Origin of the sequence: Streptomyces yerevanensis (assembly GCF_000716805.1) — a bacterium.
In the GTDB taxonomy this organism is placed as follows: Bacteria; Actinomycetota; Actinomycetes; order Streptomycetales; family Streptomycetaceae; genus Streptomyces; species Streptomyces flaveus.
The window spans coordinates 128,866-149,059 of the sequence record NZ_JNWJ01000003.1; the positions used below are offsets into that span (position 1 = coordinate 128,866).

The following is a 20,194-nucleotide window of genomic DNA, read 5'->3' on the forward strand; positions in this document are numbered from 1 at the left end:
CGCTCAGTGCGCGGTCCAGCCACCGTCGAGGACCAGCGAGGTCCCGGTGACGAAGGAGGCCTGCGGACTGCACAGGTACGCGACCGCCTCGGCGACCTCCTCCGGTTCGATGAGCCGCTTGACGGCGCTGTCCCGCAACAGGATCTCGGTCAGCACCCGCTCCTCGGGGATCCCGTGGGCCGCGGCCTGGTCGGACAACTGCTTCTCGACCAGTGGGGTGCGCACATAGGCAGGGTTCACACAGTTCGAGGTGACGCCATGGGGGGCGCCTTCCAGGGCAGCGGTTTTGGAGAGGCCCTCCAGTCCATGTTTCGCTGCCACATACGCCGCCTTGAAAGCAGAGGCGCGCAGCCCATGGACCGACGACACATTGAGGATGCGGCCCCACCCCTGCCCGTACATGTGAGGCAGTGCCCCGCGGATGAGCCGGAACGGGGCCTCCAGCATCACGGTCAGCACGGTGTGGAAGGTGTCGGGCGGGAACTCCTCGATCGGGCGCACCAGTTGCAGCCCGGCGTTGTTGACGAGGACATCGGTGCCCGCGGCGGCGGACTCCGCGGCGTCCAGGTCGGTGAGGTCGAGGACGTGTGGTTCGACGGTGCCCGCGAGGCCCCGAGCCTGTTCGCCGAGCGTTTCCAGGCCCCCGGCCTCCCGGTCGACCGCCCGCACTTTGGCCCCCGCCGCGGCGAGCCGCAGTGCGCACGCACGGCCGATGCCGCCTGCGGCGCCGGTGACGAGGGCGGTGCGGCCGCCGAGGTCGAGGGACGGGACGTGGGGGCCTGCGAGGGCGCTGGGCGCGGTCATGCCCCGACCCTAGGCAGCAGCCACGCCCCAACCGATGTGGTCGTCACCCACACTTCGCCCTCAGGCCATGGGGTCGAACCACGTGGGTTCCTCGGACAGCGCCTGCTTGATCCGGAACAGTCCGTGCTCGTTCAGCTCCGGCAGGGCGTCGACCGGGAACCAGCCGACCTCCAGCGACTCGTCGTCGTTGACGCGTGCCTCACCACCCACGGCCCGGCAGCGGAAGGTGATGTCCATGAACTGACAGATGTCACCGTTCTCGTAGGTGATCGGCTCCAGGGCCTGCACCAGGACGACCCGCTCGGCAACGCAGCGCACCGCCGTCTCCTCGTAGACCTCCCGCACCGCACAGGCCGCCGGCTGCTCACCCGGGTCCGGCATGCCGCCGATCACCGACCACTTGCGGGTGTCCGAGCGGCGTCCCAGCAGCACTCTCTCCTCGTCGTCGAGGACGATCGCGGTGACTCCGGGGAGCCAGAGCAGTTGCCGGCCGGCGGTGGCCCGGATGGCGGTGATGAAGTCAGGAGTAGCCATGGAGCGACCCTAACGGCCCGGCTCCGTCACTCCGGCGAGGCGCAGGGCGCGTACGACCGGCGTACGGCTACACGTCACCGGCGCGTCGGGCGCGGACTCCCGCCGTCACCGCCCAGCCGAGGCCGCCGACGGCGACCAGCACGAGCAGCGCCTCCGGGAGTACGCCGAGACGCGTGGCAGGGGTCTGGGAGGAGCGCAGCGGCACCTCCTGGACCAGCGAGTCCGCCACGAACATTCCGGTGCGCTGTGTGATCTTCCCGTCGGGCATGATCACGGCGCTGACGCCGCTGGTGACCGGGACGGTGACGGTGCGGCTGTGCTCGACGGCGCGGACCCGGGACATGGCGAGCTGCTGGTAGGTCATCTCGCTGCGGCCGAACGTGGCGTTGTTGCTCGGTACGGAGATCATCTGGGCGCCGTCGGTGACCGTGTCGCGCACGGCCCAGTCGAAGGCAGCCTCGTAGCAGGTCGCGAGCCCGACCTTGGTGCCCGCCATGGTGAACACGCCCGGCTCGCTGCCGCGGCTGAAGTTCTGGCGCACCATGGACGTCCAGTCCTCGTTGATGGCGCCGACGAGCGAGCGCAGCGGGAGGTATTCGCCGAACGGCTGGATCTGCCGCTTGTCGTAGGTGTCGCCGGGCCCCTTGTCGGGGTCCCACAGGATCTGCTCGTTGTAGAGCTTGCCGTTCTTCTCGACGACGCCGCCGACCGAGATGGGCGCGCCGATCGCCTTGACGGCCGCTTCGATCACGTCGCGCGCGTCGGGGTTGCTGAACGGGTCGATGTCGGAGGAGTTCTCCGGCCACAGTACGAAGTCCGGCTGAGGGACCTTGCCCGCCTTGACCTGCGCGGCCAGGCGCTCGGTCTCCCGGGCGTGGTAGTCGAGCACGGCGCGCCGCTGGGCGTTGAAGCCGAGGCCCGCGCGCGGGACGTTGCCCTGGATGACGGCGACGGTCGCCGTGCCGTCCTCCGCCGTGTCGCTGACCAGAGGGCGGGCGGCGAAAGCGCCCACTACGGGGAGCAGGAAGCTGAGCAGTGCCGCGGCGACGGCCCCACGTCGTACGACATGGGTGCGCCGCACTTCGACGACCTGGCGGACGATCTCGTACAGCCCGAAGCCGCACAGGACGACCGCGAAGCCGAGCACCGGAGTGCCGCCCACCGCGGCGAGCGGCAGAAAGATCCCGTCCGCCTGGCCAAAGGCGATCTTGCCCCAGGGGAAGCCGCTGAACGGCACGCGCGCGCGTGCCGCCTCGCCGAGGGTCCACAGGGCAGCCGCCCACACGGGCCAGCCGGGCAGTTTCGACACCGCCGCGATGCCGGCGCCGACGAGCGCGACGAACACCGCCTCGATGACGACGAGGGCCAGCCACGGCCCGGGCCCGACCTCCACCCCGGTCCATACGAGCAGGGGCAGCAGGAAGCCGAGGCCGAAGACGTAGCCGAGCCGTAGGCCCGCCTTCCATGTGCGCCCGCGCAGGCACCAGCCGAAGACCGCGAAGGCCGGTAGGGCGAGCCACCACAGGGTGCGCGGCGGAAAGCTGACGTAGAGGAGCACTCCGGAGAGCGCCGCGACGACGGCCGGACCGAACCGCCGCACCAGCCGTGCCCCGCGCGATGCGGGCCGGTCCTGCGGTCCGAGCTGTTCCGGCTGGTCTACGGATGTTGCTGTGGCGGTCACTCGGGGAGTGTACGGCGCGTGACCTGGCCACCGACAACGCGGCCCGTTCACCCCTGGCCAGGCGGCTCCACCCGACAGCTGCATCGTTTCTGCGCAACTCGTCCACAAAGCGGCGCACCACCCGTTACGGTGTGCCGAAGCCCTTCACGTACGGCCGTATCCGGCCATTCGGTCGGGGTCCGTCATGGGTCGGGGGGCGGCGGGTGGGGTCCACGGGAATGACGTCGGCCGAGCCGGTGTCGGCGCACGACAGACGCACCGTTTCGGACGTGACGGGTGTGATCGTGCTCGCTGGCTGCGCGACCTGGTCCGTGATCTCCGCCTCGGTGCACGGTGGCCGACCCGAGGGGGTGCTGCTCGCGGTGCTCGCCGTGGCCGCCGGTTACGCCTCGGGGCGGATGTGCGGTTCGTACCTGCCGGTCGCCGCTCCTGGCGCGGGGGCGCTTGCCGGTCTTGGCCTCGCGATCGCCGCCCCGAACACGGCACCGGGGCCGCAGGTCATCTCGCCGCTCGGGCAGACCGGCTCCACCGCGGCTCTGCTGACCCTGTCCGCGGGGGCCGCGTGCTGTGCGGCCTGGGCGGCACGCCCACCGGCGCTGCGGCTCGGGCTGCGGCTGCTGGCCGCCGGGATCGGGGTGGCCTCGGCCTTCCTGGGCTCGACGGCGGGCTGTGTCGCCTGTGCGGGCGTACTGCTGTGCTCCCTCGCCGCCGACCGCATGCGCCGCGGCCCAGGACTCGCCGGCCTCGCCCTCGCTGCGGGCCTGGTGACCGGCGCGACCTGGGCCGTCGCCGAGAACGCGCTGCCGGACGGCCTGACCTCCTCCTTGGAGGGCCAGCTCACCCAGCAACGGGTCCAGCTGTGGCGCGACGCGCTCGACATGGCCCACCAGGAGCCGGGCCTTGGCGTCGGCCCGGGACGGTTCCCGGAGCTCAGCCCGACGGTCACGCAATCGCCGACGACGGACGGCAAGCCGTACTCCGCGCCGTTTCAGCAAGCGGCCGAGCAGGGGCTCCTCGGCGTGGTGCTGCTCGCGGCGGTGTTCTGCTGGGTCCTGTACGCACTGTGGCGCACGCCGCGCCCCACGTCGGTCGCGCTCACCGCGGGCGCCGCGCTCACTGCGCTGGCCGCGATCGCCGCGGTCGGCAACGCACTGAGCTTCCCCACGGTGACGGCGGGCGCGGGACTGCTCGCGGGGCTCGCCACGGCCCGTCCCCTGCCCGAAGTGCCGCAGAGCACGGTGGAGGAGGGCGGGCGCACCCACAGCGGCCGATCAGGTCCGTGACCGGGCTGCGTCAGAGCGCAGTGCCCCGGGTGGCCGATGTCGTCGACGCGAGACGGGCCCGGATGACCCGTACGGCCGCCTCCGCGTTGTCCACCGTGACCGTGAAGGAATGGCCGTCGCCGAGCCGCAGCACCAAGCCCTCACCGCGCCGTACGACCACAGCGGTCCCCTTCTCGGGCCGCCAGCGGTAGCCCCAGCCGCCCCAGTGGCGCGGGGTGACCCGGGGCAGGAAGTCCGCGCCGGTGATGTGGGAGAGGGGGATCCGGCGGCGCGGCAGGCCCATGTGGCCGCAGCGCACCTCCAGGCACTCCTTGTCGACCTTCACGGCGACGTGCACGAACGCGAGCGTGCCGAAGAGGACCAGGAGTCCCCCGGCGATGCAGCCGATCACGGACATGAGGAGCGGCACGATGCCCGACGTCCAGGCCGAGTCGACGGCCAGCTCGATTCCCAGGGCCATACAGGCGGCGCCGCTCAGCGCGAGCAGCCACTGCACCCGGTTGGTCGCGCGGCCGTGCCAGACCTCGGGATGCGGGGCGTCGTCAGCGTCCTTCTCGCCGTGGGGATGCCTCATGGCTTTGAGACTACTCAGATTCCGCAGCGCGGGCATCGGGTTGCGGACAGTTACTGGTCCGAGTGGATGTCAGGCGTCCGGTTCGTGGCGAGAGGTTCAGCGCGCGGGGCTGACGGCTTGCAGCAGCCTGCCCTCGGCGTATGTCAGCGCCGCCGCGGGCAGGGCCGCCTCCTGTCCGCTGAGCAACACCGTGAGAGTGCCCCGCGCGGGCGCCCCCGGAGCCGGATGTGCGCCGATGCGGCGCAGCGCCTGGGCGGCCACCGCGCCGGCCGAGCCGTGCAGGACGAGCGAGGCGCCCCCGGGTTGCCGCACGGCCGCGCGGATGCGCTCAGCGACCAGCTCGTAATGGGTGCAGCCCAGGACAACGGCCCTTACATCGTCCGGAGTGAGCGCCGCGGCGGCGGCGATCGCCCGGTCGACGGCGGCCTCGTCGGCCTGCTCCACCGCGTCGGCGAGTCCCGGGCACGGCACTTCGGTGACGGTCACTCCGGCGGCGAACTCCCGGATGAGACCACGCTGGTAGGGGCTGCCCGTGGTGGCGGGCGTGGCCCAGATCGCGACCGGTCCGCCGCCCGCCGCGGCGGGCTTGATCGCCGGAACCGTGCCGATGACCGGCAGGTCCGGTTCGAGGCGGGCGCGCAGGGCGGGCAGGGCGTGCACGGAGGCGGTGTTGCACGCGACGATCAGCGCGTCGGGCCGGTGGGCCGCCGCCGCCTCGGCGACGGCGAGGGCGCGCTCGGTCACGTCCGCGGGAGTACGCGGCCCCCAGGGCATGCTCTCGGGGGCGGAGGACAGAACGACATCGGCGTCGGGCCGCAGACGACGTACCGCGGCGGCTGCCGCGAGCAGTCCGATTCCGGAGTCCATGAGCGCGATCTTCACCCGGTCACCATAGACGATCCACCCCAACGGGCCCCCTTGGGTGGGGCAGACTGCGGCCCGTGAACGCCCTTGTGTGGACCGCCGCCGGATCGCTCGCCGCATGGCTGTGGCTGCTGCTGGGACAGGGCTTCTTCTGGCGTACGGATCTGCGGTTGCCGCCGCGCCGGGAGCCGGAGGACTGGCCGTCCGTCTGCGTCGTCGTACCGGCGCGGGACGAAGCCGCCGTACTGCCGCGCAGCCTGCCGTCGCTCCTCGCGCAGGACTATCCGGGGCGGGCCGAGGTGTTCCTGGTCGACGACGGGAGTTCGGACGGCACCGGGGAACTGGCCCGCGAGCTTGCCGAGCGGCACGGCGGGCTGCCGCTGACCGTCGGCTCGCCCGGGGAGCCGCCCGCGGGCTGGACGGGCAAGCTCTGGGCCGTACGGCACGGAATCGGCCTGGCACGCACGCGTGCACCCGAGTATCTGCTGCTGACGGACGCGGACATCGCCCATGCCCCGGACAGCCTGCGGGAGTTGGTGTCCGCGGCCCGCACCGGAGGCTTCGATCTCGTCTCGCAGATGGCGCGGCTGCGGGTCGAGAGCGTCTGGGAGCGGCTGGTGGTACCCGCCTTCGTGTACTTCTTCGCGCAGCTGTATCCGTTCCGCCGGATCGCCGTGAAGGCGTCGCGGACAGCCGCCGCGGCGGGCGGCTGCGTCCTGTTGCGCGCGGACGCCGCCGAGCAGGCCCGGATTCCGGACGCCATCCGGCACGCCGTCATCGACGACGTGGCGCTCGCGAAGGCGGTCAAGGGCTCCGGGGGCCACATCTGGCTGGGGCTCGCGGAAAAGGTCGACAGCGTGCGCCCCTATCCGCGACTGCACGACCTGTGGCGGATGGTCTCGCGCAGCGCGTACGCCCAACTGCGGCACAACCCGCTGCTGCTGGTCGGCACGGCCGTCGGCCTGGTCGTGGTGTACCTGGTGCCCCCTGTGGCGCTCTTCGTGGGTCTCGCCGCGGGGAGCGCCGGGGCGGCGACGGCGGGCGGGCTCGCGTGGCTGCTGATGACAGCGACGTATCTGCCGATGCTCCGCTACTACCGACAGCCGCTCCCGCTCGCCTTGTTGTTGCCGGTCACCGCGTTTTTGTACCTCCTCATGACGGTGGATTCCGCGGTGCAGCACTACAGGGGGCGCGGCGCCGCGTGGAAGGGGCGCACCTACACCCGTCCCGATACGGCGCCCGAGCAGCGGTGAGAGGCCGCTTTCGGGGTCACTTCCTGCCTGGGGTCCAGTTCATGCCCCACCCGTAGGCGTAGTCGACGGTGCGCTGCGGGCTCACGCCGCGCTCGGGAACCAGGAAGCGGGCCTCGCGCTGGACGACGAGATCGCTGCCGGTGTTGGTGATGAGAGCCAGCGCGCACACCGTCGAGGGCACGGTGCACTCGCCGAGCGAGAAGTCGATGGGCGCACCGTGCAGCGGCTGGAGGGTCACCGTGGCGTCCAGGTCGGCGAAGGATCGCGCCCCTTCGTAGATGGTGACGAAGATGAGGATGCGGCGGAAGTACTGCTGGTGGTCGAGGTTGATGCTCATGTTCTCGCCACTCGCCGAGGCCCCGGTGCGATCGTCACCGTCGAGATGGATGAACGGGGGCTGGTGCAGCGCCCCGAAGGCGTTGCCCAGCGCCTGGACGACGCCCTTGCTGCTGTCGGAGAGTTCGTACAGGGCACACAGGTCGAGGTCGAGGTCCGCGTGCATGGCGACGGCCTGGCCCAGCTTGCTGCGCCACCCCGAGAACTGCTTGCGCACCTGCCAGTTGAGGTTCACGCGCATGGCACCGGAGGTGCCGCCCTGCTTGGTGAGTGAGACCGACGGGGCCTCCTTGGTGAGCGTGACCTTGGTCAGGCGTACCGGGGCGGCGGGCTGGGCGGGCGGCGCGGCCGGCGGCGTCACCGGGGGCGCGGCCGTGACCGGCGGGGCGACGGGCGCGGGTGGCGGTGGCGTCGAGGGCACGGGCGATGGCGTCGTGGACGCGGGCGGCGCCGCCTGCTGCGGTTCGTCCACCGTGATCCCGAAGTCCGTGGCCAGCCCTTCCAGTCCGCTGCTGTAGCCCTGTCCGACGGCACGGAACTTCCAGGCGCCCTGACGGCGGTAGAACTCCCCGAGCACGAAGGCCGTCTCCACGGTCGCGCCCTCGCTGTCGAAGCGCGCGACCTCCGTGCCCTGCTGTGCGTCGAGGACCCGGATGTACAGGCCGGGCACCTGCCCGAACGTGCCACCGTCCGTGGAGGCGACGAGCACCACCGTCTCGATCGCGGGCTCCACGCGCGCGAGGTCGACGATGAGTGTGTCGGTCACCTGGCCGCCGGCGTCCTTCTTGCCCTCGCGTCGCACCGCGCCGGACGCGTGCGTCGGCTGGTTGAAGAAGACGAAGTCGTCGTCCGACCGGACCTTCCCGGAGACCAGCAACAGCGCCGAGGCATCCGCGTCGGGGACACCGGGGCCGGAACCCCACCCCAATTCGACGCGAAGTCCGGACGTCGGCACCGGAACATTCGAACCTTTAGGCATTGACATGTCCGCCCCCATCGGGTGTCTCCGCGCCGGATCGCGCTTCAGTTCAGTACAAGAAGCCGTTCTTCGCCAACCTATTCCAGCGAACACCGAACGCCCATGACCCGGTTCGCGGGAAGGTCACCCGACTCGCCAGTAACCCTTCCGGAACTCGGCCTTTACCAGATCTCAACTTCAACCGCTGCCCCTTTTCTACAAGTTCGCTCACATTAGGGATGGCCCGTCACTGCCGACACGAAAAACAACCCTCTTATCGGTCTCCCCAACCAGCACATCGTGGGCTTAACTTATGTGCCATGACCTCCCTCCGCTCCACCTATGGCGGCGGTTACTACTCCGCCTCCTTCCCGGACACTCCGATCTACGACTCGCTCGTCGCAGAGCGGGGTACCCCGCAGATCGCACCGATCCGGGTCCCCTCGGCGTACGACACGGGCAGCCACCTGCCCGCGCTTCCGGCAGCGCTGCCCGCCCTGCCGGCCGGCCCTTCTGCGCAGATGCCGTCGTACGGCTACCCGCAGGCCCAGCAGCCCCAGCCGCTGCAGCAGGCCGCCGCGCCGTACATCCCGCAGCAGCAGGCAGCCGGGCCGCGCGGCTACCCGGGTGCCCAGGGCCAGCAGCCTCAGCGTCCGGTACAGCCGCAGCGTCCCGTGGCGGGTGGTACGGGCTATGAGGCGATGCGCCCCGCAACTCCCCGCCCGGCTCCGGCGCCGTATCAGGATCCGTACAACGGGCAGCAGCAGCAATACCGCGGCGGATACTGAGGCCTCGCTCCGATCTGCCGGCTCCCTCGGAGGAGGTTGTCAGTGCCGGCTGGCAGGATGACCTCATGTCGATGTCGGTGCTGCACTCGGTCCACGTCTATCCGCTCAAGGCGGCCAGGGGCCTTGCCACACGCGAGGCCGTCGTGGAGCCATGGGGCCTGGCGGGCGACCGGCGTTGGGTGCTGATCGACGAGACGAGCAAGGTCATCACCCAACGTGCGCATCCGCGCATGGCGTTGGCCGCCGCCGAGCCACAGCCCGGCGGCGGTGTTCTGCTGTCCGGACCCGGCCGTGAATCGCTGGCCGTTCCCGTGCCCGAGCCGATCGGCACGACGACGGTCGAGATGGTGCGCGACAAGGTGGAGGGGGTTCCCGCCGACGCCGCGGCGCACGCATGGTTCAGCGAGTATCTCGGGCTCGACGTGCGTCTCGTGCATCTCGACGACCCGGCCACCCGCCGGCCCCTCGATCCGGAGTACGCGCGTCCGGGCGAGACCGTCAGCTTCGCCGACGCCTATCCCCTGCTGCTCACCACCCTCGCGTCCCTCGACGCCCTCAACTCCCTGATAGCGCGGGGGGAGCGGCCCGACGAGGGCCCGCTCCCCATGAACCGCTTCCGGCCGAACGTGGTCGTCGACGGTGCCGACGCCTGGGCCGAGGACGGCTGGTCGCGGATCGCCGTCGGCGAGGCCACCTTCCGGATCGCCAAGCCGTGCGGGCGCTGCGTCGTGACCACCACCGACCAGGACACCGCCGTGCGCGGCGGGGAACCGCTGCGCACGCTCGGCCGCCACCGCCGCCTCGACGGCAAGCTGGTCTTCGGGCAGAACCTCGTGCCGGAGTCCCTCGGCACCGTGCGCGTGGGAGATCCGGTCAGAATCCTCGAATAGACCCTCGCGTGGGGAACCACGGCGCTGGGCACGCCCGTTGAGGCCTTGTGAGAAGTTCATGAAAGGGTCGGCGCGAGGGGTGATTTCACTCTCTCTTCCCCGGCCCCGTGCGTGGACGGCTCCGCCGGGGGTTATCACGGACGCGGAAGGGGGTGCGGGACATTGCGGGCCATCAGGGGACTCTGGCGCTGGCGGCGCAATCCGCTGCGCCGTACGACCGATCTCGTCGAGGCCTGGGTGGCCATGGCTGCTCTGCTGCTCATCCTGGTCGCCGCGCCCGTGGTCGGTGCGTGGGTCGGCTCGGTCGCCCAGGACGCCCTGCGGGAGTCCGTACGGCAGCAGCGCCTGGACCGTCACCTGGTGGAGGCGACCGTCGTGAAGAAGGCGGACAGCTCCCCACTGGACCCCGACCCCGAGACATCCTCGGCGCGCGACTCCCACAACCGTGTGCTCGCCAACTGGAAGGGCCCGGACGGCACCGAGCAACAGGGCACGGTCATGGCCGCCCTCGAGTCCCCGCAGGCCGGCGACCGGTTCACGCTGTGGACCGACGAGCAGGGCCGAATAGTGGGCCGCCCCCTGGACACCGCCACCGCGACGACGCACGCCGTGCTCGCCGGATTCGGCGCGGCAGCCGTCTGCGCCGGACTCGTCGAGGGCTCCCGGAGGCTGGTCCTGTGGCGCATGGTGCGCCGCCGGTACTCCCGTTGGGACCTGGCGTGGTCGCAGGCCGGACCGGACTGGGGAAGGACCGGCACGGGCAGCTGACAGCCTCCCGCTCCGGTCAACTCCCCCTGCCCGCGCACGCTACGGTGGACCGGCCGAACTGTTCGGCATCGTCGTGAGAGGCTGTTTCCGAACCCCCGTGAGCTGACCGGTCGGGGGCGAGGGGGAGCGACGAGGAGCCTCTCAGGACCCGCGTACGACGAGGTGGGGGCACAACAGCGCCATGGCACAGGGCACGGTCCAGGTGACGCACACCGGCACGTCTCGGTGGCGACGCCGCACGGGTGAGTACGCATCGCTCGCCGCCGCCCTGGAGGCCGCGGGCGACGGTGATGTGCTCACTGTCGCACCCGGTACGTACAGGGAGAACCTCGTCGTCCAGCGAACGGTGACTCTGCGTGGCCCGGAGGGTTCCCCCGGTTCCGTGCGCATCGCGCCCGTCGACGGTGTGCCGCTCACGGTGCGCGCGTCCGCCGTGGTCCAGGACCTGCTCGTGGAGGGCCAGGACGCGGCGGCGCCCGCGCTGCTCGTCGAGGAGGGAGCGCCGGAACTCACAGACATCCGGATCGTCACGCGTTCCGCGGCCGGGATCGAGGTGCGCGGCGGTGCGCGTCCGACCGTGCGGCGCTGCACGGTCGACAATCCTGCGGGCGTCGGCATCGCCGTACTGGACAGCGGGGGCGGGGTGTTCGAGGACTGCGAGGTCATGGCGGCCGGCCAGTCGGGCATCGCCGTGCGCGGCGCCGCCCACCCGCGCCTGGAGCGCTGCCGGGTGCACCACGCCTCGGGGGCGGGCCTGTCGGTGACCGGTGAGCATTCCGCGCTGGAGGCCGTCGGCTGCGAGGTGTACGAAGTCAGGGGCAGCGGCGTCCAGGTCACCGCGCGGGCGACGGCGCATCTCACCGACTGCGTGGTGCACCGGACCACGGCGGACGGTGTCACGCTCGACACGGACGCCGTTCTGACGCTCGCCGACTGCCGGATCCACGACATCCCGGAGAACGCGGTCGATCTTCGCTCCCGCTCGGTCCTCACGATGACCCGTTCCACGGTGCGGCAGTTCGGGCGCAACGGCCTTTCGGTGTGGGACCCCGGCACCCGCGTGGACGCCAACCAGTGCGAGATCCATGACAGTACGGGCGACTACCCCGCGGTCTGGGTCAGCGACGGCGCGACCGTCGTACTCGACTCGTGCCGGGTGCACGACGTGCCGGACGCCCTCTTCGTGCTCGACCGCGGCTCACGCGCCGATGTCGTCGACAGCGATCTGTGGCAGGTGCGCAACACCGCGGTGTCGGTGAGCGACGGCGCCACCGCACAGCTCGACGACTGCCGTATCCGTGACGCCGCCACCGGCGCCTGGTTCCGGGATCACGGCAGCGGCGGCACGCTCTCGGGCTGCACCATCGACGGTGCGCAGACGGGTGTGATCGTGACCAAGGGAGCCGACCCCACCGTCGAGCGCTGCACGGTCGACTCACCCGCGGAGGCCGGTTTCTACGTCTCGGCCGGGGGCCGCGGCAGCTTCCACGGCTGCCGGGTCACGGGCAGCGGGGGCTACGGCTTCCATGTGATCGACGGCTGCCGTACGACGCTCAGGAAATGCCGTACGGAGCGCTGCGCGCGCGGAGGTTACGAGTTCGCGGACGCGGGCGGCGACCAGGCCTCCGGCAGCGGGCCCGTCGTCGAGGACTGCACGAGCGACGAGAGCGCCGGGGTGCGGCCTCCGGCAGCTCAGACGGCCGTGGAGACGACGAGCCACTCCCCCGGTCTGCTGGGCGCCATCCCGGGCCAGCGCACGACCGAGCAGGAGCCGCTCGTCACCGCGCAGCAACCCGGGCAGCCGGAGCAGCCCGCACGCACATCGAAGGCCGTGCTCGGCGAACTCGACGCGCTGGTGGGCCTCGACAGCGTCAAGCGCGAGGTGCGGGCCCTCACCGACATGATCGAGGTGGGCCGCCGCCGCCAGCAGGCGGGCCTCAAGGCGGCCTCCGTGCGGCGCCATCTGGTCTTCACGGGCTCCCCCGGCACCGGCAAGACGACCGTCGCCCGGTTGTACGGCGAGATCCTGGCCTCGCTGGGCGTCCTGGAGAAGGGCCATCTCGTCGAGGTGTCCCGGGTCGATCTGGTCGGCGAGCACATCGGCTCCACGGCCATCCGTACGCAGGAGGCCTTCGACAAGGCGCGTGGAGGCGTGCTGTTCATCGACGAGGCGTACGCACTGTCGCCGGAGGACTCGGGACGCGACTTCGGGCGCGAGGCCATCGACACGCTCGTGAAGCTGATGGAGGACCACCGGGAGGCAGTGGTGGTGATCGTCGCGGGATACACGGCCGAGATGGAGCGCTTCCTTCGCGTCAACCCCGGGGTGGCGTCCCGCTTCTCACGGACCATCACTTTCAGCGACTACGTTCCCGAGGAGCTGCTGCGGATCGTGGAGCAGCAGGCCGAGGAGCACGAGTACCGGTTGGCGCCGGGCGCGGGCGAGGCGCTGCTGAAGTACTTCACGGCCATCCCGAAGGGGCCCGCGTTCGGCAACGGCCGCACCGCACGGCAGACGTTCGAGGCGATGGTGGAGCGGCACGCGGGCCGGGTCGCCCAGTTCACCGAGCCGAGCACGGACGACCTCACCCTGCTTTACGCCGAGGACCTGCCCGAGTTGCCCTGAGGCTCGACGTCCGCGCCCGGATCGGGCTCAGGCTCACCGTCCGCACCAGGACCAGGACCAGGCGGAGGCTCGCCCTCCGGGCGCGGTCCCGGCACATCCGGCCTGAGCCGGGTGAGCAGCCGTTGCCGCTCCTCGGCGAAGGCGGGGTCCGCCTGGTAGTCGGAGTGCCCGAGGATCGGCGCGGGCAGCGGGTGTTCGGCGGTCCGGCCGTATGCGAGGGGGTCCTTGAGCGGCTCGCGGTCGACCTTCGGGCCGCAGTCGCCGGGCAGCCGGACGGGGCCGCCGATGGGGTCGGTGGCCCGGTGCAGATTGCGCCAGCAGTCGATCTCGCGGTGCAGGCCGCTGAGCGCGGACTGGCCGAAGTGGGCCGGGAACCAGCGCCCGTAGAGGCGCTCCAGGGGTGAGCCGTAGGTCAGCAGCGCGACTCGCTTACGGACCGACGGAGTGAGCTGCCAGGCCGCCGCGGCGGCGAGAACGCTGCCCTGGGAGTGCCCGGAGATGACGAGCCGTCCGCCTGTGGTGCGCGTCCAGGTGGCCATGCGCCAGGTCAGGTCGGGCACGGCGCGCTCGGCGTAGCAGGGGGGCGCGAAGGGATGTGCCGCGCGCGGCCAGAACGTACCGACGTCCCACAGGATGCCGATGGTGCGCCGGGCGGAAGGGTCCTTGTAGGCACGGCGGCCCCAGGTGACGAACAGTATGAAGCCGACGCCGATCAGCCAGGAGCCGAGCGCCTGCGCGGTCTCGGCCGCGCCCTCCACGAAGGCGTACGTCCCTTGCGCGGCCTCGCCCGGCACCTCGTCGGCCGTCATGGCGCCCACCAGGGCCACGACGCCCAACAGGAGCGTCACCACGGAGGTGATGCCGATGATGCGGGGAGCCCGGTCGGTGAGCGAGGCCATCGCGCGCGTGCGCGCGATGCGCCGGGTGCGCTCGGTGTCCTTGGGTTCGGCGGGGTAGTCCTGTTCCACCTCGCTCATCGCGACGCGGCGCAGCTGTACCGTGCGCCGGGCCAGCCAGGCGAAGAGCGCCAGGAGGACGACGAGGAGGGGCGGGATGACGGACGCCTGCCAGGTCAGGAACACCGGCGGGCCCTTGATCGAGCCTCCGGTGCCATCCAGCCAGTCGGCGACGCGCTGGGCCACGCCCCCGGAGAACACGCCGCCGAGCGCACAGGCCAGCATGGCGACGGCGGGCCCGGCCAGTCCGCGCATCGCGGTGCGGGGGTCGGGGTGGGAACGGTAGAGGAGGTGGGCGACCACGCCGATCGCGATCACCAGCACGCCCTGGGCGAGGACGATGCCGCCGAAGGTCGCGTCGCCCGGCAGCCGCGCGGCTGATCGCCACTGAGGACGCGACCAGCCCGCGTACACGATGGTGAGGACGAGCAGGACCAGCGAACCGACGGGCAGCCAGCGCACCAGGGCCCCGTCGAGCTGCCGGTCGAGACGGCGCTCGCTGCGGCCCCTGCGGCACACGACCCACACCACAACGACCGCACCCACCACGAGAGTTGCGTTCAGGACCCAGCCCAGCGCCTCCAGGACGACAGGCCCGCCGCCCCCGCGGTCGTGGCGGGCGGCGGAGGTGCCGACGCCGGCGGTGACCGTCAGCAGGCCCGCGGCGGTGTGGGCGGCGCGCAGCCGGGCCACCAGGCGGCGCCCGTACCAGAAGCCGGGGCGGCCCAGGCCCAGGCGGCTGGTGTCTTCGTCCAGGTCGGTCCCGTCGGTCATCGGCTGCTGGGACTCGTACGCGCTCCAGGTGCGGTGGGAGAGGTACCACAACAGGCCGGTGAGGGCGGCCGGCACCAGGGCGGCGAGGGCGAGGCGGCGGCCGGGCTGGCTCCACCAGCCGTCGCCGGACTCGACGGGTGCCAGGAAGCCCAGCCAGGAGTGGTCGGCTGCGCACGCGCGCGTGCCCGCGCACTGCCAGGCGGCCAGGTCGAGGGCCACCTCGCAGGCGGCGGCGACCAGCAGCACCGTGAGGGTGAGGCTCACCAGTCGGACGAGCAGGCCGTAGAGGCGTACCGTCCTCGTCCGGTTGTCGCTCACCGTGGGCCGCATCCAGTGGGCGAGATTGACCACCATGAACGGAAGGAGCAGCAGCCACAGAGCGCGGGACCCGTTTCCGGAGGTGAGGTTGCACCAGACGTACGCCTCGGGCACCGGTTTGCCGCGGTAGTCGTCGGGCCGTTTCTCCGCGTCGGCGTCGTCGATACGGCGGAAGACGGCGGCCGTCTCGTCGCCGGTGATCCGCACGGTGCGCGGATCGTTCAGCATCTCCTCGGGCGTGGTGCCGCCCACGCCGTGGACCAGGAGTTCAAGTGCGGTGTCGGCCGTTTCGGGCCGCCGCTCGGCGCTGGTCGCCGGTCCCGTCGAGGCACGCTCCTGTGAACGCTCCACTGTCTTCGCTTCCCCCGTGATGCCTTGTGGGCGTGATGCCTGTGGGCATGTGTCATGTGCAGGTACAAGAATCCCGGCTCCGGGGTCGGTGCGCACCCCTGGTCACCGAATCTCCCCGATCCGTGTGACAGTGACGGCTCTGCGTTGCCCGCGTGACGTGTGCGTGTGGACACAGGCAGTGGCGCAAGAGGTGGTCACCCGTGCGAGTATGGGACGCCCTTGGGGCCTCAGTCGGGGAGAATGTCCTCGTCGGAGGGGGTCGGACGGGGCGGAGGGGGTTCGAGGCAGTGTCGGGCAGGACAAGGCGAAGGGACCGGAGCGGACGTGAGTGAGAATCAGAACCTCCTCGCGGAGCAGCGCCGCGCTCTGATCCTCGACGAGGTCCGGCGGCGCGGCGGCGTCCGCGTCAACGAACTCACCAGGAAGCTCGGCGTCTCCGACATGACGGTCCGCCGCGATCTGGACGCGCTGTCCCGGCAGGGCGTGGTGGAAAAGGTGCACGGCGGCGCGGTCCCGGTGGTCGAGGCGAGCACCCACGAGCCGGGCTTCGAGGCCAAGTCGGGACTGGAGCTGACCGCCAAGGAGGACATCGCGCGGGCCGCGGCGAGCCTGGTCGCGCCGGGCACGGCGATCGCCCTGTCGGGCGGCACGACGACGTACGCACTCGCCCATCAGCTCCTCGATGTGCCGGACCTGACTGTCGTGACCAACTCGGTGCGCGTGGCCGATGTCTTCCATGCGGCGCAGCGCACCTCCGGACAGCGACAGGGTGCGGCCACGGTCGTACTGACGGGTGGTGTGCGTACGCCCTCGGACTCGCTCGTGGGGCCGGTCGCCGACCAGGCGATCGGGGCGCTGCACTTCGATGTGCTGTTCCTTGGTGTGCACGGCATCTCGGTCGAGGCGGGCCTGTCGACGCCGAACCTGGCGGAGGCCGAGACGAACCGGCGGCTCGTGCAGTCCGCGCGGCGCGTCGTCGTGGTCGCGGACCACACCAAGTGGGGCACGGTGGGGCTGAGTTCGTTCGCCGCGCTGGAGCAGGTCGACACGCTGGTCACGGACGCCGGGCTGCCCGCCGAGGCGCGTGCGGAGGTCTCCGAGCATCTGCGGCGCCTGGTGGTGGCGGGCGAGCCCGAGGAGGGTACAGACATCTGACGGGCCGCCAGTTATCGTGCCCGTGCGCCCTTGTTCCACCATTCACCTCGGGTTTGACGCTGTCCGGATTCCGTTCTCGCGAGGGGGTTTTCGTACGTGGCTCGCCAACTGCGCCCGGTGGGGCTCGACTTCGTCCAGGCCGCTCCTGTGCGTCTGGTGTTCGCGAGAGTGGTGAGCGCGCCTCCGGAGGCGGTCTTCCGCGCGCTGGCCGAGGACGTGGCGGGCTGGCCGGAGTGGTTCTCGGCGGTGACGCTGGCCCGGCCGACCGAGGGCGGCGCCGGGCGGCAGATCCGGCTCAAGGGCGGTACGCGCTTCCAGGAGACGGTGCTCGCGGCCGAGCCCGCCGAGGTGTACACGTACCGCGTGGACGAGACGAACGCCCCCGGCGTCCGTGCCCTCGTCGAGGAGTGGCGGCTGACCCCGCACGGCACGGGTACGCGGGTGCAGTGGACCTTTGCCGCCGACGGAACCGCGGCGTTCCACTTCGCGGTGAAGCTGGGGCGACCGGGGTTGGGGCGCGCGTTCCGGGACGCGGTGGTGAAGCTGGACCGGCGGCTCGCGTCAACACCTGCGTAGGCGCTCCGCTGGAAGGGCGGTTCGAAGTTGCGGGTACGTTGTGGCTGGTCGCTCCCCCCACTCTCGGCTCCGCTCGAGCGGGGGGACCCCCATCGCGGCGGAGCCGCAAATCGATACAGCCCCGCGCCCTAAGAGGCGTGGTACCGCACCGGACTTCGGCAAGTTCGCTAGTCCGGCCAAATCCCCGTAGCCAGCAGCGACTCGATCGCCTTCGCGTACGGTGCGATGTCCAGCCCTTGCCCGGCCAGCCACTCGTCCGAGTAGTACTTGTCCAGGTAGCGGTCCCCGGGGTCGCACAGCAGCGTGACAACGCTTCCCGTGCGGCGCGTGGCAACCATCTCGGCGACGATCTTCAGCGCGCTCCACAGCCCGGTGCCGGTCGAGCCGCCCGCCTTGCGGCCGATGGACGCCTCCAGTGCGCGTACGGCGGCCACGCTCGCCGCGTCCGGCACCTTCATCATCCGGTCGACGGCGCCCGGTACGAAGCTCGGCTCCATGCGTGGCCGGCCGATGCCCTCGATGCGTGAGCCGCAGTCGGTGGTGACGTCCGCGTTGCCCGTCGTCCAGCCCTCGAAGAAGCAGGAGTTCTCCGGATCGGCCACGCAGATACGGGTGTCGTACTGCATGTAGTGCACATAGCGCGCGAGGGTCGCCGACGTGCCGCCGGTGCCGGCCGTGGCGACGATCCACGCGGGCTCGGGGTAGCGCTCCAACTTCAGCTGACGGAAGATCGATTCGGCGATGTTGTTGTTGCCGCGCCAGTCCGTGGCCCGTTCCGCGTAGGTGAACTGGTCCATGTAGTGGCCGCCGGTCTCGGACGCCAGGGCGGCGGACTCCTCGTACATCTTGCGTGGGTCGTCCACGAAGTGGCACTGCCCGCCGTGGAATTCGATCAGTCGGCACTTCTCGGCGCTGGTCGTGCGGGGCATGACCGCGATGAAGGGGACCCCGATCAGCTTCGCGAAGTACGCCTCGGAGACGGCCGTGGAACCGCTGGACGCCTCGATGACGGGTCGGCCGCGCCGGATCCAGCCGTTGCACAGGCCGTACAGGAACAGCGAGCGGGCCAGGCGGTGCTTGAGGCTGCCCGTGATGTGGGTGGACTCGTCCTTGAGGTACAGGTCGATGCCCCACTTCTCGGGCAGCGGGAAGCGCAGCAGGTGGGTGTCGGCGGAGCGGTTGGCGTCGGCCTGGACCTTGCGTACGGCTTCCTTGAGCCAGCTCCGGTACTCCGTGTCGCTGTGGTCGACGTCGAGTGTGGCCATCGGCTCGTGGGTGCGGGCCTGCTGTGGGGTTATCACGGCCGGGCTCCTTAAGGGGTGGGCCGACGCCGGTTCGGCGGGTCGGACGCCTCGATCATAGACAGCTTCCGCACGCTTCTCACCTGCATAAACGTACCTTTGAGCACCTCAAAGGAATCACTGGTACACAGCGGTGGGGGGCGCATCCGTCCGAGTGCGCCGGACCGTGCGCCTGACGCCCGCGTGCGCACTGGTGCTCGACGCGGGAGACGTGCAGACTGCACCGCAGGGGACGGCGAACCCGACGCATGAGTACGAGACGGCGATCCCGAGCGCGACGCACACTGGATCAGGACCGGAGCACAGCCGTAGCGCACAAGGGGGCGGGGCATCATGGCGGAGCCGGAGTTCACGGCCACGGGCGTGCGGATCGGGAAGAGGCTGCGTTCGCTCACCCGGGCCGGACAGGTCCGGATCAGCGACGGGAGGCTGGAGTTGCTCACCAGTTACGGCAGCGAGATCGACAGCGCCCCGGTGCAGGCGGTCCGCGCGTCGAAGCCGTGGTTCGCCCATGACGACCGCGCCCTGGCGGACGTCAACGGCACCCGCTACACGCTCACCCTGGGTGAACACGACCCCGCTCCGGGGGAGCCCGGACCGCCCGCCGCCCGCCGGTTCATCGAAGCGGTGCGCAGGGCGGCGGGGCGCGGGCACTGAGAGTGCCACGAGTTGCAGGACCCCATCCCCTGAGTCACGCTGATCCCACGTCACTCTGGGTTCACCGGCGATTACGCTGCGAATCAGCGCACGCCGGTCATGAACAGCAGGCGGCCGTTGCACGCAGGCACCCTGCTGGATCCGTACTCGTCTTCTTCCGGACCTCAATTCGGGGAGTCGCAGCCGTGATCAGTCAGCCAAGCAGGCACTGCACGGTGGAGCTCCAAGCCCTGCCGTCGCGGATCGGCCAGGTCCGCAGGATCGTCTCGGCGCAATTGCGCTACTGGCATCTCGACCCCTTGATAGACCGGGCCGCGCTCGGTGTGACCGAGCTGTTGACCAATGTTCACCGACATGCCGAGCCCGACAAGCTGTGCACCGTGGAGATCGAACTGCTGCTCGACCGTCTCACGGTCTCGGTGCGGGACCACGATCCCCGGCTTCCCGAGGTACGGGACGCCGACGTCACCGCCACCTGCGGTCGCGGCCTCGCGATGGTCGCCGCGTTGAGCGAGAGCTGGGGGGTTCGGCCGGACGGCGAGTCGGGCAAGGTCGTGTGGTTCACGCTCGCGGCGCCCTGCCCCGCGGTGGAACTACCCGCCCGTCCGTCGTACCGGGCAGCCGCGGAGACTGCGTCTGCCGTGTCCCGCAGCTTCGCGGAGGTGGAGCATGTGGCGGGCAGGGTCAGGTCCGGACACGCTCCCGCCCGGTCGGCCGTTGCCGGCTGACCGGGCGGTGACCAGGACG

General features: G+C 71.3%; 18 protein-coding genes. 10 read left to right on the plus strand and 8 right to left on the minus strand.

All coding sequences use genetic code 11. From position 1 onward, the window contains the following. Positions 1-3 precede the first annotated feature (3 nt). From OP79_RS04150 to lnt, 3 genes are all read right to left on the minus strand, one after another. Positions 4-804 carry a 3-hydroxybutyrate dehydrogenase gene (locus OP79_RS04150; RefSeq protein ID WP_033318548.1) on the minus strand — a complete coding sequence of 267 codons (801 nt, stop codon included), beginning with the start codon at positions 802-804 and terminating at the stop codon, positions 4-6. Between the two features lie 60 nt (positions 805-864). Further along, entirely contained in the window at positions 865-1,338 is a 474-nt protein-coding gene (locus OP79_RS04155; protein ID WP_033318549.1) for an NUDIX hydrolase, read from the minus strand. 67 nt (positions 1,339-1,405) lie between these two features. Further along, positions 1,406-3,019, minus strand: a complete 1,614-nt coding sequence (gene lnt, locus OP79_RS04160) for an apolipoprotein N-acyltransferase (RefSeq protein WP_033318550.1) — start codon at positions 3,017-3,019, stop codon at positions 1,406-1,408. Positions 3,020-3,237: 218 nt separating this feature from the next. Here lnt and OP79_RS04165 point away from each other — a divergent pair, with 218 nt between their 5' ends. Next, a complete protein-coding gene (locus OP79_RS04165; protein ID WP_106972286.1) occupies positions 3,238-4,302 on the plus strand; it encodes an O-antigen ligase family protein in 1,065 nt (354 codons plus the stop codon). A 10-nt stretch (positions 4,303-4,312) separates the two neighbouring features. Here the strand turns inward: OP79_RS04165 and OP79_RS04170 are convergent, their stop codons facing one another. Both OP79_RS04170 and OP79_RS04175 read right to left on the minus strand, forming a co-directional pair. Next, positions 4,313-4,876, minus strand: a complete 564-nt coding sequence (locus tag OP79_RS04170; RefSeq protein WP_033318551.1) for a hypothetical protein — start codon at positions 4,874-4,876, stop codon at positions 4,313-4,315. A gap of 96 nt (positions 4,877-4,972) precedes the next feature. Further along, on the minus strand, positions 4,973-5,758 hold the full coding sequence (locus OP79_RS04175; protein ID WP_033318552.1) for a glutamate racemase: 786 nt from the start codon (positions 5,756-5,758) through the stop codon (positions 4,973-4,975). Positions 5,759-5,817: 59 nt separating this feature from the next. On the opposite strand from OP79_RS04175, the gene OP79_RS04180 reads away from it, so the two are divergent. After that, complete coding sequence (locus OP79_RS04180) at positions 5,818-6,993, plus strand: glycosyltransferase (RefSeq protein WP_211270732.1); 1,176 nt, start codon at positions 5,818-5,820, stop codon at positions 6,991-6,993. A 16-nt stretch (positions 6,994-7,009) separates the two neighbouring features. On the opposite strand, the gene OP79_RS04185 is transcribed toward OP79_RS04180, so the two are convergent. After that, positions 7,010-8,308 (minus strand): TerD family protein, encoded by a 1,299-nt coding sequence (locus tag OP79_RS04185; RefSeq protein ID WP_033318554.1) that lies wholly within the window; start codon positions 8,306-8,308, stop codon positions 7,010-7,012. 299 nt (positions 8,309-8,607) lie between these two features. Here OP79_RS04185 and OP79_RS04190 point away from each other — a divergent pair, with 299 nt between their 5' ends. The 4 genes from OP79_RS04190 (at position 8,608) to OP79_RS04205 (ending at position 13,359) form a co-directional block, all read left to right on the plus strand. Beyond that, entirely contained in the window at positions 8,608-9,075 is a 468-nt protein-coding gene (locus OP79_RS04190; protein ID WP_033318555.1) for a DUF6643 family protein, read from the plus strand. 65 nt (positions 9,076-9,140) lie between these two features. Further along, on the plus strand, positions 9,141-9,965 hold the full coding sequence (locus OP79_RS04195; RefSeq protein WP_033318556.1) for an MOSC domain-containing protein: 825 nt from the start codon (positions 9,141-9,143) through the stop codon (positions 9,963-9,965). 162 nt (positions 9,966-10,127) lie between these two features. Continuing rightward, the gene (locus OP79_RS04200) at positions 10,128-10,733 is read left to right on the plus strand and encodes an Rv1733c family protein (RefSeq protein WP_033318557.1); all 606 of its coding nucleotides are present in this window, start codon (positions 10,128-10,130) and stop codon (positions 10,731-10,733) included. Positions 10,734-10,914: 181 nt separating this feature from the next. Next, positions 10,915-13,359, plus strand: coding sequence for a right-handed parallel beta-helix repeat-containing protein (locus tag OP79_RS04205; RefSeq protein ID WP_033318558.1), 2,445 nt, complete (start codon positions 10,915-10,917; stop codon positions 13,357-13,359). Here the strand turns inward: OP79_RS04205 and OP79_RS04210 are convergent. Then, positions 13,329-15,758, minus strand: a complete 2,430-nt coding sequence (locus OP79_RS04210) for a hypothetical protein (RefSeq protein WP_051744400.1) — start codon at positions 15,756-15,758, stop codon at positions 13,329-13,331. The genes OP79_RS04205 and OP79_RS04210 overlap by 31 nt on opposite strands. 324 nt (positions 15,759-16,082) lie before the next feature. Between OP79_RS04210 and OP79_RS04215 the strand changes: the two genes are divergently transcribed. Together OP79_RS04215 and OP79_RS04220 are read left to right on the plus strand one after the other, a co-directional pair. After that, positions 16,083-16,913, plus strand: a complete 831-nt coding sequence (locus OP79_RS04215; protein WP_033318559.1) for a DeoR/GlpR family DNA-binding transcription regulator — start codon at positions 16,083-16,085, stop codon at positions 16,911-16,913. 96 nt (positions 16,914-17,009) lie between these two features. Beyond that, entirely contained in the window at positions 17,010-17,489 is a 480-nt protein-coding gene (locus OP79_RS04220) for an SRPBCC family protein (RefSeq protein ID WP_033318560.1), read from the plus strand. A gap of 167 nt (positions 17,490-17,656) precedes the next feature. Here OP79_RS04220 and cds1 read toward each other — a convergent pair whose 3' ends face one another. Beyond that, positions 17,657-18,754, minus strand: coding sequence for an L-cysteine desulfhydrase Cds1 (cds1, locus tag OP79_RS04225; protein ID WP_106972291.1), 1,098 nt, complete (start codon positions 18,752-18,754; stop codon positions 17,657-17,659). Between the two features lie 369 nt (positions 18,755-19,123). On the opposite strand from cds1, the gene OP79_RS04230 reads away from it, so the two are divergent. Both OP79_RS04230 and OP79_RS04235 read left to right on the plus strand, forming a co-directional pair. Further along, positions 19,124-19,447: a hypothetical protein gene (locus OP79_RS04230; protein ID WP_033318562.1), complete on the plus strand. Its 324-nt coding sequence runs from the start codon at positions 19,124-19,126 to the stop codon at positions 19,445-19,447. Positions 19,448-19,632: 185 nt separating this feature from the next. Continuing rightward, positions 19,633-20,175: an ATP-binding protein gene (locus tag OP79_RS04235; RefSeq protein WP_033318563.1), complete on the plus strand. Its 543-nt coding sequence runs from the start codon at positions 19,633-19,635 to the stop codon at positions 20,173-20,175. Positions 20,176-20,194: the final 19 nt, after the last annotated feature.

What these genes read in the sequence shown, in the direction of transcription:
- OP79_RS04150 (WP_033318548.1), bottom strand. Translation starts at nt 804, where the DNA reads ATGACCGCGCCCAGCGCCCTCGCAGGCCCCCACGTCCCGTCCCTCGAC.
- OP79_RS04155 (WP_033318549.1), bottom strand. Translation starts at nt 1,338, where the DNA reads ATGGCTACTCCTGACTTCATCACCGCCATCCGGGCCACCGCCGGCCGG.
- OP79_RS04165 (WP_106972286.1), top strand. Translation starts at nt 3,238, where the DNA reads ATGACGTCGGCCGAGCCGGTGTCGGCGCACGACAGACGCACCGTTTCG.
- OP79_RS04170 (WP_033318551.1), bottom strand. Translation starts at nt 4,876, where the DNA reads ATGAGGCATCCCCACGGCGAGAAGGACGCTGACGACGCCCCGCATCCC.
- OP79_RS04185 (WP_033318554.1), bottom strand. Translation starts at nt 8,308, where the DNA reads ATGCCTAAAGGTTCGAATGTTCCGGTGCCGACGTCCGGACTTCGCGTC.
- OP79_RS04190 (WP_033318555.1), top strand. Translation starts at nt 8,608, where the DNA reads ATGACCTCCCTCCGCTCCACCTATGGCGGCGGTTACTACTCCGCCTCC.
- OP79_RS04195 (WP_033318556.1), top strand. Translation starts at nt 9,141, where the DNA reads ATGTCGATGTCGGTGCTGCACTCGGTCCACGTCTATCCGCTCAAGGCG.
- OP79_RS04205 (WP_033318558.1), top strand. Translation starts at nt 10,915, where the DNA reads ATGGCACAGGGCACGGTCCAGGTGACGCACACCGGCACGTCTCGGTGG.
- cds1 (WP_106972291.1), bottom strand. Translation starts at nt 18,754, where the DNA reads ATGGCCACACTCGACGTCGACCACAGCGACACGGAGTACCGGAGCTGG.
- OP79_RS04230 (WP_033318562.1), top strand. Translation starts at nt 19,124, where the DNA reads ATGGCGGAGCCGGAGTTCACGGCCACGGGCGTGCGGATCGGGAAGAGG.